Here is a 16,733-nt window from a genome sequence, read left to right as displayed (position 1 = left end):
CGGCACAACCGGGTTAGGCGTTACTCTTGACCGACAAATGAGACAGTTTGCCAAAATCAAAAACCGAGGAGCAGGTCATGACCCCCGAAACTCTTTTCTCATTGCAGGGCAAAACCGCTCTGGTCACGGGTGGGGCCACCGGAATTGGCCGAATGGCGGCCGAGGCGCTGGTCCGGGCGGGTGCACGTGTACTGTTGGCATCTCGTAAAGGTGACGCGTGCGAGGCGGTCGCGGCCGAATTGAACGCACTGGGCGCCACAGGAACCGCCGAAGGGTTTGCCGGTGATGTCGGATCAAAAGAGGGTGTCGGCAATCTGGTGGCCGAAGTGCTCAAGCGCACGGACCGGCTGGATATCCTCATGAACAATGCCGGTGTTTCCTGGGGCGCACCGATGGGTCAGTTTCCCTACGAAGCCTGGGAAAAAGTCATGTCGATCAATGTGACAGGAATATTCGAACTGACCCAAAAACTGTTGCCGATTCTGATGTCTTCCGGGACTGCCGAAGATCCATCCCGTATCGTCAATGTTGGATCGGTTATGGGCGAAGTTCCTATGGGCGACGGTGCGTATAGCTACTCTGCCTCAAAGGCGGCTGTGCTGCATCTGACCAAAATCATGGCCAAAGAACTTGCTCCGCATCACATCACCGTCAATGCGCTGGCGCCTGGACCCTTTGTCTCTCGGATGACGGCATTTGCCACATCTGACGAAGGGACGCGCAAGAAAGTCGGCAAATCCGTGCCCTTGGGTCGCGTTGGACGTGACGAGGATATCGCAGGCTGTATGCTGTTCCTGTGCGGTCTGGGTGGCAGCTATGTCACCGGCGCGGTGATCCCGGTTTCGGGCGGGATCAATGTTGTCACCGCCGGCAACATCTTTGCTGAAGCACTCTGAAGCATCGGCCAAGGGGAGCCACGAAATGGACAACGCAATTCTGGATCTGAAACGCGTCGATGCCTATCTCGACACGCATCTCAAAGGGTATCGGGGTCCGTTGGAGGCGAAAAAATTCGAGGTTGGCCAATCAAACCCAACTTTTGAGTTAAAAACGCCTGAGAATTCCTATGTCCTGCGCCGCAAGCCGCCGGGAGTGTTGCTGAAATCCGCCCATGCCGTTGACCGCGAGTTCAGGGTTCAAAGTGCTCTGGCCGAAAGCGATGTGCCTGTACCCAAAATGCTGCTGCTTTGCGAGGATGATGACGTCATCGGGTCGGCGTTTTATGTGATGGAGCATCTCGACGGCAGGACGTTTCTTGAACCCACGATGCTTGGCGAAGGAACCGAAACCCGCACGGCAATTATCGACGAGATGAACCGCGTTCTAGCGGCGCTGCATAAGGTCGATATCGATTCTAATGGCCTGTCCGACTATGGCCCGCCGGGAAGCTATTTTGAGCGTCAGATCGGGCGGTGGACGAAACAATTTCGGGCGTCCGAAACCATTCAGATTCCGGATATGGATGCCTTGATCGAGGCTTTGACCAACGCAACCCCCAAGGATGATGGTCAGAGAACGCTGGTTCACGGCGATTACCGCATCGACAATCTGATGTTCGAAAAGCAGGGCACCCGCTGTCTGGGCGTACTGGATTGGGAATTGTCGACAATCGGGCATCCCTTTGCCGATCTCGCAGCCGTTATCATGCAATGGCAGATGCCACCTGGAAAAGAGGGGCGGGGTCTGGCTGGCATAGACCGGTCCTCGCTCGGCCTGCCATCCGATCAGGCTTTCATTGATCAATACTGCGAGCGCCGCGACCTGCCCGGAATTGATAACTTTGGGTTCTATCTGGCGTTCAATTTCTTCCGAATGGCCGCGATCTTGCAGGGTGTTTATAAGCGGGCGCTTGACGGAAACGCCTCTGATCCGAAAAGAGCTCAGATTTTTGGTAGTTACGTTCCTAAGTTTGCACAACGAGGGCTGACTGCATTGGGCTGAGGATGAAACCGCCTAGGGCGCATGAAATCTCGACAATTCAAGCTCAAGGTTGGCCAGGCTGTTTTTGCCAAAGAACATCTCAGTGTCTACAAACATGCTGGGGACACCGAAAACACCCCGCTTGACCATAGCCTTGGTTTGGTTTTTCAGGTTTTGCTTTACGTTCAGATTGGTCATGGCCTCGCGCAGTTTTCGTATAGGCAAGCCGTTATCCTGAAGAATGTCGCAAAGGACACCCAGATCATCCACTTTTTGGCCGTGCACCCAAATAGCATCAAATATGGACGCTATATATCTGTTTTCCCATGATTTACCGGATGCTAACAAAGCCCCGCGCATGGCGAATTTGGTGTTCATCGGGAAATGTGGGCTCATATGAAAGCTCAACCCACGGTGACGCGCAAAGCGATGGAGATCGCGGGTCAAATAGGCCGTCTTCTGCCGGTTCTCTGAAAAAGCCTTAAACGGGCTTTGGTTATTGGTGGCTTTGAAAACAGTGGCCAGCAGAACCGGAACATATGTAACACCGACTTCGTGCTTTGCAGCGATATCAGATATCATCTTCTGCGCGAGGAAGGCGTTCGGACTGCAAAAATCATAAACAAATTCTATATCTTGCGGCATATTTCTCCTCCATCAGGCGAGAGTCGAACCGGACACGAATCTATCTGCGACCACATTAGCAGGCAAAACCCTTTTGGCGTACAGGGACATCGTTGGATTGAGGTGATTTAGCTGTCCTTTTTCCGCTTAACCCCGCAATATCCGGGAAAGATACGTTAATTTCTCAAAGTTGAGCACACACAGATGAAGTTCGAACAAGCCCGGCTAGATCGTATTTGCGATTGGATGCAATCCTATGTGGATGATCGCAAATATGCCGGAAGCTCATTCTTGATGATGCATCAGGGCAGGGAGGTTCTGTTTCATTCCTGCGGGCTTAGAAGCGTTGAGAACAATCTGCCATTCGAGCGGGATACCCTCGTTCGCATCTATTCGATGACCAAGCCGATAACCACTGCGGCCCTGATGATCCTTGTTGAACGCGGTGAGGTTCACCTCGGCGCTCAAGTGTCTGAATATATATCTGATTTCACCGCAACACAGGCGCTGGTCCCCGGCGCCACAAGGTTGGATCAAACCGAACCTGCACCTGCACCAACGCTTCATCAGCTGCTGACCCATACAAGTGGCCTGAGCTATCCTTTCAACCCCGGCATCCTGGCTGCGGCAATGGACGAACTTGATCTTGTTTTCGGCCCTAAAGAAGGGTCTTTGGCCGAAAGAGTATCTCTGCTGTCCACTTTGCCTTTCGCCTTTCAGCCGGGAACGCGATGGGAATATTCGGTAGGGATAGACGTTATTGGTCGCGTGATAGAAGTTATTTCTGGCCAATCTCTGGAGCAATTCCTTGCGGAAGAGATTTTCAGACCTCTTGGCATGTCCCAGACCGGGTTCAGGGTTCCGGCGGGAGCAGGGGATCGGTTTGCCTCGCTCTATACGCCTTTGGCGGGCAATGCGATGGCGCTAAACGAAGCCCGTACGGGTGAGCAGACATTGCGTCTGGTCGACAATGCCGACGCATCGCCCTTTGAATCGGCAACAATGTATTCTGGGGGCGGAGGGTTGGTTTCAACCATTGATGACTTTGCTAGATTTTCAGAGATGCTCCGAAATCGCGGAAGGTTCGGTGATCAACAGGTTCTTGCACCAAAAACTGTAGAATTCATGCTTCACAACCACTTACCCGGCGATATTGCCTCGATGGGACCGCAGAGTTTTGCGGAACAACCCATGGAGGGCATGGGCTTTGGCCTTGGTGGCGCTGTCGTCATTAACCCCGGCAGAACCTGTGTTCCGGGCAGCATGGGGGATTTCAGCTGGGGTGGTATGGCATCGACCTTCTTTTGGGTTGATCGTCAGAACGATTTTACAGCGATCTTTTACACCCAACTGTCACCATCCAGCTCTTATCCCTCCCGCGCAGAATTGAAGGCGCTCACCCTCGGGTCAATCATTGAATGACATTCGGCGCGCTGATACCCATTCGCCAAGATTAATCGGAGTACCGCATATGACCGAAGCAGAGAAAGTTCTTCTGGATCTTCTGGACGTTGAAAGACTGGAAGTAGACCTGTTTCGGGGAACAGGGTCGGGCGGCGAAACACCTATGCGAATTTTCGGCGGTCAGGTCATCGCACAAGCACTAGCCGCAGCATATCGCACCGTCGACAACCGCCTGTGTCATTCCCTGCACGCCTATTTCATCCGCCCGGGCGACCCAAGCATTCCCGTAATTTATCAAGTTGATAGGGCCCGTGACGGAGGTTCGTTCACGACGCGCCGTGTGGTTGCAATTCAGCATGGTAAGCAGATTTTAAACATGTCCGCCTCATTCCACATTCAGGACGAAGGTTGGGATCATCAACACGACATGCCTGAGATGGAAGCGCCCGAATCCTACCCATCGCGATCAGAGCTCAAGAAGAAATATCTGGACAAAGTACCGCCCAGCTTTCGCGGAGAACTAACACGCGAGCGCCCGATCGAAGTCCGCGAGGTCGGCCATCTGGATCCTTTCAACCCAGAGAAATCGGATGACCGCAACCAGATTTGGTTCCGAATGGGCGCCGCGGCCAATGCCGATGCGGTCACGCAGCATCTGTTGCTGGCCTATGCTTCAGATATGTATCTCATGAGCTCGGGCATGCGCCCGCACGGCCTAAGTTGGTTTACTGGTGAAGTGAACGGCGCCAGCCTGGACCATGCGATTTGGTTTCACGCGCCGCTCAAGTTCGAGAATTGGCATCTGTATTCCATGGATTCGCCATGGGGCGGGCGAGGGCGCAACTTCAACCGTGGATCAATCTATTCCGAAGATGGCGTTCTGGTCGCATCAGTTGCCCAGGAAGGCCTGATGAGGCGCCCTCAGAACAAAAGTTAAGTCTCTTCAATAAACATTTGATTTAACTTCTGCATTCCTGAAATCCACCTGTCATAATCTCCGGATTTATGGCGAATGTAGTCCAGAACCTTTGGATGCGGCAGTACCAGAAATTGCTCAGAAGATATTGCCTTTACGCAAGCCTCGGCAACATCTTCAGGTTCCAACATTCCGTCAATCGAAGCCACGGAAGTTTCGTGCCCGCGCGTCATATCGGACCGTACGGCTTGTGGGCAAAGTACCGAGACCCGCAAACCTTTATGCCCATATGTAAGCGACAACCATTCAGCAAACCCAACGGCTGCGTGCTTTGTGACACCATATGGAGCTGCACCTGGCTGGTTCAGCAATCCAGCGGCTGAGGCCGTTGTCATGATATAGCCGCCGCCACGATCGAGCATTCTGGGCACCAGATGCCGCGCGGTCCAAACATGTGACATCACGTTGATTTTCCAGATGCGATCCCAGTCTTCATCCGGAACCTCCAAACCACCAATCGTCAATATCCCGGCATTTGCACAATACAGATCGATAGGGCCAACCGAGCTTTCTACAGCTTCGATCAACTCGGCTGTATTAGCCTCAAGCGAAACATCACAATGGAATGAATGGCCGCCAATCTCTTCTGCGACAGCGTCTGCGCCGGTTTTGTTGATATCAGCGCAGACAACCGTGGCACCTTCACGAGCAAATCGCTGTGCCAAACCTTTTCCGATGCCATCAGCGGCACCGGTCACAACAACGATCTTTCCGTTCAATTCCATTCGATCCTCATGATGTGGTAGGTGTCAGGAACAGATCGTAAGGTATTGTGAGGATTTGAAAAGTTCCCCAAGCGCATTGACATTATTTTAACATAATACCAATTACACGAATTCTGGAAACTTAGTAAAATGCCTGCAATCCCGTCTGTGCACGCCCCAGGATCAACGCGTGAACATCATGCGTCCCCTCGTACGTGTTGACCGTTTCTAGGTTCACCATATGTCGGATGACCTGAAACTCTAACGAAATGCCGTTGCCGCCGTGCATGTCTCGCGCATGACGTGAAATATCCAGGGCTTTGCCGCAATTGTTGCGCTTAATGATCGAAATCATCTCGGGCGCGGCTTCGGCCTTGTCCATCAGTCGCCCGACACGCAGGCTTGCCTGAAGACCCAGAGCAATTTCTGTCTGCATATCCGCCAATTTGCGCTGGAAAAGCTGCGTCTGCGCCAATGGCTTGTCAAATTGTTTCCGGTCCAACCCATATTGGCGCGCCGCATGCCAGCAGCTTTCGGCAGCGCCCATAACACCCCAGCTGATTCCGTAGCGTGCGCGGTTAAGACATCCAAACGGGCCTTTCAGTCCCTGAACATGAGGCAGCAAAGCATCCTCGGTGACTTCGACACCCTCCAGCACAATTTCACCGGTGATCGAGGCGCGTAGGCTCAGCTTGTTCTGGATTTTCGGCGCGCTCAGACCTTTGAGGCCTTTTTCAAGGACAAAGCCACGGATCTTTCCGTCATGTGCATCAGATTTGGCCCAAACAACAAACACATCCGCAATCGGGGCGTTCGATATCCACATCTTGCTGCCAGATAGACGATATCCACCGTCGATCTTTTCCGCACGCGTTTTCATACCTGCCGGATCAGAGCCCGCATCAGGTTCGGTCAGACCAAAACACCCGATCCATTCGCCGCTGGCCAGTTTCGGAAGGTATTTCCGGCGCTGCTCCTCGCTGCCATAGGCATAGATCGGATACATCACCAACGAGCTTTGTACAGACATCATCGAGCGATAGCCCGAATCCACGCGTTCCACTTCTCGGGCGACAAGGCCGTAAGAGACATATCCGCCCCCTAGCCCGCCGTATTCTTCCGGGATCGTAGTGCCCAGCAGACCCATTTCACCCATTTCACGAAAAATCTCGGGGTCAGTTTCTTCGTTCTGAAATGCTTCTGTCACCCGCGGCTGAAGCTTTTCCTGCGCATAGGCTTGCGCACTGGCCGCAATCATACGTTCGTCTTCGTCTAGCTGGTCTGACAGGCGGAACGGATCATCCCAGGCGAACTGGCCCATGTCAGGCGCATCTTTGGCGCGTAATGTCGGCTTGGTGTCAGGGGCATTCATGGTGCGTCTCCGCTTTGTCAGCTTCGCGGCAAACTAACCCGTCGGCCCGCCAAAAAACAGTAAGAGTTTCGCATCCACCCTTGAGTAAAACTCATAGCTTGCAGCCGCCTACCCCACGCGTTCAACCCAGCGCGTATCCCGCACCGCGAACAGTGCGAACCGGATCATCTCCACCATACTGCGTTAGTGCTTTGCGTAAGCGGCCGATATGAACGTCGACCGTTCGTGTATCGACATAAATATCCCGCCCCCAGACGCGATCCAATAGCTGTTCTCGGCTCCAGACGCGGCCCGGCTTTTCCATGAATGTGCTCAGCAAGCGAAATTCGGTTGGGCCAAGCTTTAGTGGTTTGCTGTCGCGGCTGACCTTATGAGTTTCAGAATCCAAAACGATGTCTGCGAATTCCAGCCTAATTCCTACAGTCGCAGGCCGGACACGCCGCAACTGGGTGCGTACCCGGGCCATAAGCTCGACAATCGAATAGGGTTTGACCACATAGTCATCAGCCCCGGTTTCCAGACCTCGTACTTTGTCGATTTCTTCCGACCGGGCCGACAGCATGATAATTGGGATCGACCGGGTGTCGGAGCGGGTTTTCAGCCGGCGGCAAACCTCGATCCCGCTAAGATTGGGCATCATCCAGTCTAGTACGATAATGTCCGGACTGTCTTCATCGACCAGCAACATGGCCTCTTCACCATTGGCTGCTTTGGATACGCGAAAGCCTTCTGCCTCGAGATTATAGGCCAGGACTTCGCGCTGAGCCGGCTCATCCTCGACAACCAGAACGGTCGGTTGATCAGCGGACATTCTCAAATCTCCTAGACGGATTGCGATGTAAAATCGGCTTTGGGACGCGCTTCTGTCGGGCGCTCTCCGGTCACCAGATAGACGACCTGCTCGGCAATGGCCGTCACATGATCGCCCATACGTTCTATATTCTTGGCGATGAAATGCAGGTGCATACAGGATGAGATGTTGCGCGGGTCTTCTGCCATGAAAGTCAGGAATTCTCGGAACAGACCATTATACATCTGGTCGACTTCCTCATCACGTTCGATGACATCCGCCGCCAGCTCAGCGTCGCGCTGGACATAGGCGTCCAAAGCGTCCCTGAGCATCCGCTCGACTTCACGTGCCATACGTCGCAAGGCGGCGGCACTGCCATTGATCTCACTGGTATTGACCAGAACGGTCGTGCGTTTGGCTATGTTCTTTGAATAGTCGCCGATGCGTTCCAGGTTGGCGGAAACCTTCAATACCGATAGGACCAGACGAAGATCGCTTGCTGTTGGCGCACGCAGCGCGATCAAACGCGCCGTTTCTTCGTTGATCAGCTCTTCCAACGCATCAATGGCCTTGTCGCCCTGACGCACCTCTTGCGCGAGCTCGACATCGCGCGATTCAAGCGACCGTGCCGCGCTCATGATTGCGGCTTCGACGAGGCCTCCCATTTTCATGATATGCGCCTGAATGGCTTCCAGATCCCGGTCGAAGGCGGATGCGATATGTTGTTCTGTCATCTCTGAATACCTATGTTCAGCCGATACGGCCGGTGATGTAGCTTTCGGTGCGGGGATCTTCGGGGTTGGTGAAAATCTGTCCGGTTTCACCAAACTCGACAAGGTTGCCCAAATGGAAAAACGCGGTCTTCTGGCTGACGCGAGCGGCCTGCTGCATCGAGTGGGTAACGATCACCACCGAGTATCGCGACCGCAATTCGTCGATCAGTTCCTCGACCTGCGCAGTCGCAATCGGATCAAGGGCCGAGCACGGCTCGTCCATCAGCAGGACCTCAGGTTCCGTAGCCACCGCACGGGCGATGCACAAGCGCTGTTGCTGACCGCCGGACAGGCCGGTTCCAGGCGCATCAAGACGGTCTTTGACCTCATCCCAGATGGCGCCGCGGCGCAGTGATTTCTCAACAATCTCGTCCAGTTCAGCTTTGTTTCTGGCCAACCCGTGGATACGCGGGCCGTAGGCCACATTGTCATAGATCGACTTGGGAAACGGGTTCGGTTTCTGAAACACCATACCAACCTTGGCACGCAGCTGAACCGGGTCGACGCGTTTGTCATAGATATCTTCGCCATCCAGCAGGATATCGCCCTCGACACGGCAGATGTCGATCGTGTCGTTCATCCGGTTCAGGCAGCGCAAGAAGGTGGATTTTCCGCAACCCGAGGGGCCGATAAAGGCGGTGACGGTCTTGTCTTCGATCCTGACGTCGACGTCTTTGATGGCGTGATTTTCACCGTAATAAACCTGAACCTTGTTCGCGGCGATCTTGATGTCTTTGGCGTCCACGGTTCTCTCCACTCGTGTCATATCGTTCATAATGGCCCCCATTTACCAGCGGCGTTCAAAGCGGCGGCGCAGGATAACTGCGATTGCATTCATAGTGACAAGGAAAAGCAGCAGGATGATGATGCCCCCCCATGCGCGCTCGTAAAAGGCCGGGTCCGCGCGCTTGGACCACTCGTAAATCTGTGCGGGCATGGCCGAGTTTGGTGACAGAAAGCCCTCGACAATCCCGTCGGGCGGGTTCGAGGCGATAAAGCCCACCATCCCGATCAGCAGCAGCGGAGCGGTTTCGCCAAGCGCCTGTGCCAGACCAATGATGGTGCCCGTCAGGATGCCGGGTGCCGCAAGCGGCAGCACATGGTGGAACACCGCCTGCATTTTCGAGGCCCCTACCCCCAACGCAGCGTCCCGGATCGACGGCGGCACCGCCTTGAGTGATGCTCGGGTCGAAATGATAATTGTTGGCAGCGTCATCAGCGTCAGAACCAGACCACCAACCAGCGGCGCAGAGGTCGGTAAATGCATATAATTGATGAACACGGCCAAGCCCAGAATACCAAATACAATCGAAGGAACGGCCGCCAGATTCGAGATGTTCACCTCGATGATATCGGTAAACCGGTTCTGAGGCGCGAATTCTTCCAGATAGATCGAGGCGGCAACCCCGATCGGCAGGGCCAGCGCCAACACGACCAGCATCATGAACAGAGAACCCAGCATGGATACTCCGATCCCGGCAGCCTCGGGCCGCTGATCGGAGGCGTCCGCCCCGAAGATAAAGTCAGGGTTGAACGCCTTGTACAGCACACCAGCAGCACGCAACTGATCCACGAAGTCCAGCTGTGCGACAGAGATGCTTTTGTCATTTGCGATGGACTGGCGTGTCACACGGCCCTTCAGATAGCCATCAACGCGGCTGTTCACCAAAAAGCGGAAGCTGACCGACGTACCTATCTCATCCGGGTTCGAAATGACGTAGTTGCGCAGGTCCGCCTGTGCGGATTTGGACAGGATTTGCCCCATCTCTTTGGGCGACAGATCGGACTGGATGCCCAGTTTCTGCACCTCAACCTCCAGCGCTGAGGCGATCAAAGGCGCGTATCCAAAGGTCGAGACTTTACTAATATCTGCGATGTCGCGGTTGCCCTTTTTGTCGAGCTTGTCTGCCTTCAGCTCTACCGTCAGCTCTAGGAAGCTTTGCTGAAAAGCGCCCGTACCGGCGGTGACGATATTAGTCACCAACACAATCAACATCACAAGACCGATACCAATGGCCGCGATACCGTACATTTTGAACCGGGATTCGGCCGCATTGCGACGTTTGGTTCGCGTGTCCTGATTGAACAGCGAAGCCCCTTTGTGTTTAGCGGCAGGTGCTGCGTCTTGTTTTTGGGACATGTCAGTCATTCATACTGCTCCCGGTATTTGCGCACGATATAGAGGGCGAAGATGTTCAGCCCCAGCGTGATGATGAAAAGGGTCAGACCCAGGGCAAAGGCCACAAGAGTCTCCGGGCTTGCGAAATCAGTATCCCCGGTCAGCTGGCTGACGATCCTAGTGGTGATTGTGGTCATGGCTTCGAAAGGGTTTCCCGAGAATTTGGCAATCGCACCGGCGGCCATCACGACAATCATGGTCTCACCGATTGCGCGGCTGGCGGCCAACAAGATTGCCCCCACGATCCCGGGCAAAGCTGCCGGCAGGACGACTTGCCTGACAGTTTCGGAATGCGTTGCGCCTAGGCCTAGCGATCCGTCTCGCATCGACTGGGGCACCGCGTTGATGATGTCGTCAGAAAGTGACGACACGAACGGGATGAGCATGATGCCCATGACCAGACCCGCCGTGAGTACAGCGTTCGAACTGGCCATCCAACCAACGCCCAAAGCTCCCCCCTGCCCGAACACAGATACCAGTGCCGGACCGACCGTCAGCAGCGCGAAAAGACCGTAAACGATGGTTGGGATACCGGCGAGGATTTCCAGCAAAGGCTTGGCCACAGACCTTGCCACGGTCGAGGCATATTCGGAAAGATAGATCGCAGCGTACAGCCCAATCGGAACCGCAACCAGCAACGCGATCAGAGAAATATACAAAGTCCCCCACAGCAGTGGGAGGATCGACAGTTCACTTCCGCCCCGGAAGTTCGGGGCCCAGGTGCTTCCAAAGAAAAAGTCTTTCCACGAATGAAGTTCGAAGAAATTCATCGTTTCAAAAAACATGGACAGGACGATGCCGACTGTGGTCAGAACTGCGATCGAAGCGGCCAGCAGCAGCAGCGCCAGAATGCCTTGTTCGACAACATTTCGGGCGCGAAATTCTTTATGAGTGCGGATATAGGCAAATGAGGCCCCGATCAGCGTCACAACCAAAACCGCGATCTGCATCGCAATGGTTCCGCTTGCGCTCATCGAGCGATATTTCTGCGCCGCCAGCAGAATGGGTGCGGTTACCTCTTGCGTAATGATCTGGCCAGCCTCTTTCAGTCGCGCGGTCACATCGGCAAAATCCTCATGCGCGCTGCGGGCAAAGTCTTCGGTCATGGTGCCTGCGGCAACCGCGCCGTCCAGGCCGTTGGCGACCCGGCGCACTTCGCTCATCAGCAAGCCGCGGGTCGACCCCTCGGGGATTGCCGAGTCCGGCAGCAACCCAGAGGCAGAATTGCTGACGATCAAGGGCTGCGCCAGCAACCAGATGACCAGCAAAACGAACCCCGGTATCAGCGCCGTCAAAGCAACGTTATAGCCGTAATAGGATGGAAGTGAGTGCAGATTGCGCAGGTTTCCGTCCGCGCTGGCCATCGCGCGGGACCGGCCCGCAAAATAGCCAAGAACAGCAATCGCCAGCAAAATGAGCAGCAGCCAGGTTAGTGCCATGAGAACTCCGTCAAGCGGCAGGAGTGGATTTAAGAAAACCGGGGCGTAGACACCGCCCCGGTTCAGTCGTGTGAAAGCTTAGGAACCGCCGCCCAAAGTGGTTTCGCTGGCTACGATTTCCTGAACCTTGACCAGTTCTGGGTCTGATACCAGACCGTATGCAGCCAGAGGGCCATCGGGGCCTGCAACCTCATCAGCGACGAAGAACTCTGCATATTCTTTCAGCCCGGGGATAACGCCGATATGTGCTTTTTTCACATAGAAAAACAGCGGGCGCGATACCGGGTATTCGCCAGTTGCGATGGATTCGGTCGAAGGCACGATGCCTGCCATGGTCGCAACCTGCAGTTTGTCGGTGTTGTTCTCGTAGAACGCCAGACCAAAGACGCCGATGCCGTCTTTGTTGCTGTCGATACGAGCCAGGGTCTCGGTATAGTCGCCGTCGATGTCGACCGAAACGCCATCGGTACGCAGAGCGATACAGGCTTTTTCAGCGGCTTTTTTGTCGTCGCCATTTGCGGCTTTGTAGACATCAAAGTCACCCAGATGCTCACAACCGGCCAGGATCACCTTGTCTTCGAACACTTCACGCGTGCCGTGCTTGGTGCCGGGGATGAAGGCTGCAATCGGCTGCGCTGGGAATGCAGGGTTCACGTCGGCCCAGGTCTTGTTGGGATTGTCGACCAGCTGGCCATCAACCACGATCTGAGCGGACAGCGCTTTGTACCAATCTTCCGGCGTGAACTCGAAAGAGTTACCGTTGATGTCGGATGCGAAAACGATGCCGTCATAGCCGATCTGAACTTCGATGATGTCGGTAACACCGTTTTCGGCACAGGCTTTGATCTCTTTTTCACGGATCTGGCGCGAAGCGTTCGCTACGTCGATGGTGTTTTCACCAACACCTTCACAGAACCGCTTGAGGCCGGCCGAAGATCCGCCCGATTCAACAACCGGGGTCTGGAAGTCAAAGTTTTCACCAAAAGCTTCTGCAACGATCGAAGCATAGGGCAGAACGGTGGAAGAACCAGCAACCTGAACTTGATCACGCGCGGTGGCCGCAGTGGCCGAAACAGCAGCGATAGCCAGAACCGAAGCCGACAGTTTTACAAAGGACATTTCAGTCTCCTTGAGAAATATGTTTCTGGATCATCCTCATGATGATCTTGGCCGAACCTCTAAAAGTCGTGCGTAAGCCTTTTGTGACAAGTGTGTAACGGTTTCATGACACGTTTGGATTTTCAGCCGATACGCCACGGGACATATGCTGTGAAAGAAACAAAACAGATCCGACAACTGGTTTGATCCGAGCGATCAGCGCGGCAAAATCACTGTAAAAACAGAGCCTTTTCCAAGATCGCTTTCCACCCGCAATCTGCCGCGATGGCGGTTTAGAATATGTTTTACAATCGCCAGGCCCAACCCGGTTCCACCCAGTTGCCGTGACCTATGACTGTCCGCGCGATAGAATCGTTCGGTCAAACGCGATACATGCTTCGGGTCGATTCCAGGTCCCCTATCCACGATCTGAACGCGAACACCGGGACCGCGCATGGCGGTGTCGTGATCCGAAGATTTGACGCGAACTTCTACCCGACCACCGCTGCCGCCGTATTTAATTCCGTTCTCGATCAGGTTGGTAAATACTTGGAGCAACTGGTCGCTGTCGCCAACTAGCATTATTTTGTCGTCGGGCGCATCTAGGCTCAGCACTACATCCGCGCCATCTGCCAATGGGCGCAGAGAATTGAGGGTCGATCTAAGAAGTGCTGTCAGCTCAAGTTGTTCTTTCGGGCGAACCCGCTCTTCGCTTTCGACGCGGTTCAAAGACAGAAGATCGCCGACAAGCCGGTTCATGCGATTTGCCTCGTCGTTCATGATCTGAAGAAAACGATCCCGGGCAACCTCGTCATCTCGGGCCGGACCGCGCAAGGTTTCAATAAAGCCCATTAATGCCGTCAGCGGGGTCCGCAATTCATGGCTGACATTCGCGACGAAATCACGTCGCATCTGATTTGCGTGCTCAACATGCGTAACGTCCTGAAATACAGCAAGCAACGCACCGCCGGATACTGCACCGACCCCATTCATGTACCGGCACTGAACTTCGAATGTTGTATCCTGGGCTCCGTCATTGGACAGGTGCCGAGTGTTGGACGTTCCCTTCGTGCGCAGGCTTTGTTCAATCGCTTCGATAACCTGCGGCTGTCTGAGGATGGTCGCGAAATGCCGCTGCAGGATATTCTGGCCCAACAACGTCTTTGCTTCGGTATTGACCGCAATAATCCGTTCCGTCTGGTCAACCATCAGCGCGGGCATCGGGATGGCGGTTACAATTTCTTCAAGTTGGTCGTTGGTCATAAAGGGGCAGTTCTCTTAGCAACGCAGTTGGACGCTAGGATAGCTCTCGCATTGTATCGCGAAAATGACGCATGTTTTCTTGATAATGCAAGGCGCTGAAGGTCAGTTTCTGGGCGGTCGCATTGTCGATCTCGCGCACGACTTTACCCGGTGAGCCCATGACCAGAGAGTTATCCGGTATCTCTTTTCCTTCGGTCACCAAAGCCCCTGCCCCGATCAGACAGTTTTTGCCGATCTTGGCACCGTTCAACACGATGGCCCCCATTCCGATCAGGGTATTATCCCCGATCGTACAGCCATGCAGCATGACCTTATGCCCAATCGTGCAGTTCTTCCCGATGGTCAGAGGATACCCCGCATCAATATGCATGACGCAGTTTTCCTGAACATTGCTACCCTCACCAACCCGGATTTCTTCGTGATCAGCGCGGATCGTGCAGCCGAACCAGACCGAGGCCCCCTGTTCAAGCACGACTTTGCCGATCAGATTGGCGTCTGGGGCGACCCAGGTGTCCTCGTGGATTTCCGGTACATCAGAGCCAAGGGCATAGATGGTCATGACTGATCCTCGAATTCATTTTGCAGCGTACGGACATGATCCTGAAGCTTGGGTTGCTGGATACGCCGCATTCGCTCGGCACTGACGATGGTTTTCAGCTTTTCTTCGGTCTCGTCCAGATCGTCATTGACCAGCACATAGTCGTAATATCCCCAATGACTGATCTCATCCCAGCTTTTAAGCATCCGCTTGGAAATAACCTCTTCACTGTCCTGACCGCGGCTTTCCAGTCGGCGGCGCAATTCGGGGATCGACGGTGGCAGGATGAAAATCGACAGGGCGTGTTTGCCCAGATCCGAGTTCCTAATCTGCACCTCGCCCTGCCAGTCGACATCGAACAGAACGTCCTTGCCGTCATTGATGGACTCGCGAACTGGCCCAGCCGGAGAGCCGTAGAAATTGCCAAACACATGGGCATGTTCCAGCATCTGTCCCTCGGACACCTGCTGTCGAAAGGTATCTTCTGTCAGGAAATAATACTCACGCCCATGTTCTTCCCCAGGCCGGGGCGCGCGTGTTGTGGCCGAAACCGAGAACTCCAGATCCGTGTCCCATTGCATCAGACGCTTGGCCAACGTGGATTTCCCTGCGCCCGAAGGCGAGGACAGAATGATTAATAGGCCGCGTCGATCCGCCATCAGGGCGCTCCTGTCATTATTCTACGTTCTGCACTTGCTCGCGCATCTGATCTATTACCGCCTTCAACTCAAGCCCCACTGTTGTCAGATCAGCGCTTTGTGCCTTGGAACACAGCGTATTGGCCTCGCGGTTGAACTCTTGCATCAGGAAATCAAGCTTGCGCCCCACGGCGACATCCTGCGCAAACAGATCGCGCGCGGCTGTGACATGGGCTTTCAGCCTGTCAATTTCTTCCGTTATATCCGACTTGACTGCGATCAGAGCCAGCTCCTGTGCAACCCGGTCCGGATCCGCGCCTTGCGCATTCTCCATCACGCGCTGCAGGTTTTCTTGTAAGTTTTCAGCGATTGTATCCCGGCGCTCTTCAGCGAGCTTGGCGGCTTGCTCCGTAAGGCTTGAAACCTGCGATAGCTGCGCCTCCAGCACATCGGCCAGGGCCCGGCCTTCGGATTCACGCATCTTAATGAAATCGCTCAGCAAATCATCAAACGCGCCGGTTAGATGTTTGACCAAGGGGGCCGGATCATCCGCATCCCCACCGGTTTCCAACATGCCTTTGACAGCAATAAGCTCGGCCGCCGTCGACGGGGCCAACGCTAGTCCCCGTTCTTCTGCCATCGTCTGCGTTCGCGCCAGAGCATCCAGAGCAGCGGCCATCGCAACTGGATTCAGCACGAGATCGGCTGTCGTTTCCACGCGGCTCAGCTTGAGCGAAAGCGTCACATTCCCCCGGCCCAGGCTTTTCGAAATCCGCGAACGAAGCGCGGCTTCGAGCCCGGTGAGCCATTCAGGCACCCGCAGACGCATATCCAGCCCTTTGCCGTTTACGCTGCGCAACTCCCAGGTCCAGCTATGTGGACCATGTGTTCCCTTGCCCGAGGCAAATCCGGTCATGGATCTGATCATGCCTGTCTTCTCCGCTTTGCCCGCCTAATGTTCTTGTCCGCACCTAATGCCATCCTCGTGTGCAGGGCAAGAGTTTGCTGAGAATGA

General features: G+C 54.6%; 17 protein-coding genes. 4 read left to right on the top strand and 13 right to left on the bottom strand.

Features of this window, described 5'->3' with window-relative positions; genetic code table 11:
- Positions 1 to 77 precede the first annotated feature (77 nt).
- Together AC2FH0_RS03305 and AC2FH0_RS03300 are read left to right on the top strand one after the other, a co-directional pair.
- Positions 78 to 896 (top strand): SDR family NAD(P)-dependent oxidoreductase, encoded by an 819-nt coding sequence (locus AC2FH0_RS03305; protein ID WP_271947112.1) that lies wholly within the window; start codon positions 78 to 80, stop codon positions 894 to 896.
- A 25-nt stretch (positions 897 to 921) separates the two neighbouring features.
- Positions 922 to 1,941, top strand: a complete 1,020-nt coding sequence (locus AC2FH0_RS03300) for a phosphotransferase family protein (protein WP_496788577.1) — start codon at positions 922 to 924, stop codon at positions 1,939 to 1,941.
- A gap of 12 nt (positions 1,942 to 1,953) precedes the next feature.
- On the opposite strand, the gene AC2FH0_RS03295 is transcribed toward AC2FH0_RS03300, so the two are convergent.
- On the bottom strand, positions 1,954 to 2,565 hold the full coding sequence (locus AC2FH0_RS03295; protein ID WP_496788576.1) for a 2-hydroxychromene-2-carboxylate isomerase: 612 nt from the start codon (positions 2,563 to 2,565) through the stop codon (positions 1,954 to 1,956).
- 183 nt (positions 2,566 to 2,748) lie between these two features.
- Between AC2FH0_RS03295 and AC2FH0_RS03290 the strand changes: the two genes are divergently transcribed.
- Both AC2FH0_RS03290 and AC2FH0_RS03285 read left to right on the top strand, forming a co-directional pair.
- Positions 2,749 to 3,966 carry a serine hydrolase domain-containing protein gene (locus AC2FH0_RS03290; protein WP_496788574.1) on the top strand — a complete coding sequence of 406 codons (1,218 nt, stop codon included), beginning with the start codon at positions 2,749 to 2,751 and terminating at the stop codon, positions 3,964 to 3,966.
- Between the two features lie 49 nt (positions 3,967 to 4,015).
- Positions 4,016 to 4,885, top strand: coding sequence for an acyl-CoA thioesterase (locus AC2FH0_RS03285; RefSeq protein ID WP_282021248.1), 870 nt, complete (start codon positions 4,016 to 4,018; stop codon positions 4,883 to 4,885).
- On the opposite strand, the gene AC2FH0_RS03280 is transcribed toward AC2FH0_RS03285, so the two are convergent.
- The 12 genes from AC2FH0_RS03280 to AC2FH0_RS03225 all read right to left on the bottom strand — a co-directional run bounded on the left by AC2FH0_RS03280 (position 4,882) and on the right by AC2FH0_RS03225 (position 16,646).
- Entirely contained in the window at positions 4,882 to 5,649 is a 768-nt protein-coding gene (locus tag AC2FH0_RS03280) for an SDR family oxidoreductase (protein ID WP_496788572.1), read from the bottom strand. The two genes, AC2FH0_RS03285 and AC2FH0_RS03280, sit on opposite strands and share 4 nt — an antisense overlap.
- Positions 5,650 to 5,770: 121 nt before the next feature.
- Positions 5,771 to 7,000, bottom strand: coding sequence for an acyl-CoA dehydrogenase (locus AC2FH0_RS03275; protein WP_281972097.1), 1,230 nt, complete (start codon positions 6,998 to 7,000; stop codon positions 5,771 to 5,773).
- 121 nt (positions 7,001 to 7,121) lie between these two features.
- Positions 7,122 to 7,811, bottom strand: a complete 690-nt coding sequence (phoB, locus tag AC2FH0_RS03270) for a phosphate regulon transcriptional regulator PhoB (RefSeq protein ID WP_142633798.1) — start codon at positions 7,809 to 7,811, stop codon at positions 7,122 to 7,124.
- Positions 7,812 to 7,822: 11 nt separating this feature from the next.
- A complete protein-coding gene (phoU, locus tag AC2FH0_RS03265) occupies positions 7,823 to 8,524 on the bottom strand; it encodes a phosphate signaling complex protein PhoU (protein WP_271947126.1) in 702 nt (233 codons plus the stop codon).
- A 16-nt stretch (positions 8,525 to 8,540) separates the two neighbouring features.
- The gene (gene pstB, locus AC2FH0_RS03260; protein WP_142633794.1) at positions 8,541 to 9,338 is read right to left on the bottom strand and encodes a phosphate ABC transporter ATP-binding protein PstB; all 798 of its coding nucleotides are present in this window, start codon (positions 9,336 to 9,338) and stop codon (positions 8,541 to 8,543) included.
- Positions 9,339 to 9,350: 12 nt separating this feature from the next.
- On the bottom strand, positions 9,351 to 10,712 hold the full coding sequence (gene pstA / locus AC2FH0_RS03255; protein ID WP_271947130.1) for a phosphate ABC transporter permease PstA: 1,362 nt from the start codon (positions 10,710 to 10,712) through the stop codon (positions 9,351 to 9,353).
- The gene (gene pstC / locus AC2FH0_RS03250) at positions 10,709 to 12,181 is read right to left on the bottom strand and encodes a phosphate ABC transporter permease subunit PstC (protein ID WP_496788570.1); all 1,473 of its coding nucleotides are present in this window, start codon (positions 12,179 to 12,181) and stop codon (positions 10,709 to 10,711) included. The genes pstA and pstC overlap by 4 nt, the downstream gene beginning before the upstream one ends.
- A 78-nt stretch (positions 12,182 to 12,259) precedes the next feature.
- Positions 12,260 to 13,300, bottom strand: a complete 1,041-nt coding sequence (locus AC2FH0_RS03245) for a substrate-binding domain-containing protein (protein ID WP_142633790.1) — start codon at positions 13,298 to 13,300, stop codon at positions 12,260 to 12,262.
- A 195-nt stretch (positions 13,301 to 13,495) separates the two neighbouring features.
- Positions 13,496 to 14,542, bottom strand: a complete 1,047-nt coding sequence (locus tag AC2FH0_RS03240) for a sensor histidine kinase (protein WP_496788569.1) — start codon at positions 14,540 to 14,542, stop codon at positions 13,496 to 13,498.
- 34 nt (positions 14,543 to 14,576) lie between these two features.
- Entirely contained in the window at positions 14,577 to 15,101 is a 525-nt protein-coding gene (locus tag AC2FH0_RS03235; RefSeq protein ID WP_282027405.1) for a gamma carbonic anhydrase family protein, read from the bottom strand.
- A complete protein-coding gene (gene gmk, locus AC2FH0_RS03230; protein ID WP_142633784.1) occupies positions 15,098 to 15,739 on the bottom strand; it encodes a guanylate kinase in 642 nt (213 codons plus the stop codon). Before gmk ends, AC2FH0_RS03235 begins: the two co-directional genes overlap by 4 nt.
- Before the next feature lie 16 nt (positions 15,740 to 15,755).
- Positions 15,756 to 16,646 carry a YicC/YloC family endoribonuclease gene (locus tag AC2FH0_RS03225; RefSeq protein ID WP_496788568.1) on the bottom strand — a complete coding sequence of 297 codons (891 nt, stop codon included), beginning with the start codon at positions 16,644 to 16,646 and terminating at the stop codon, positions 15,756 to 15,758.
- Positions 16,647 to 16,733: the final 87 nt, after the last annotated feature.

This window comes from Ruegeria sp. CDSC051 (assembly GCF_059610665.1).
Note: the sequence above shows the minus strand (reverse complement) of the source record. Positions and strands in the feature narration are given on the sequence as shown.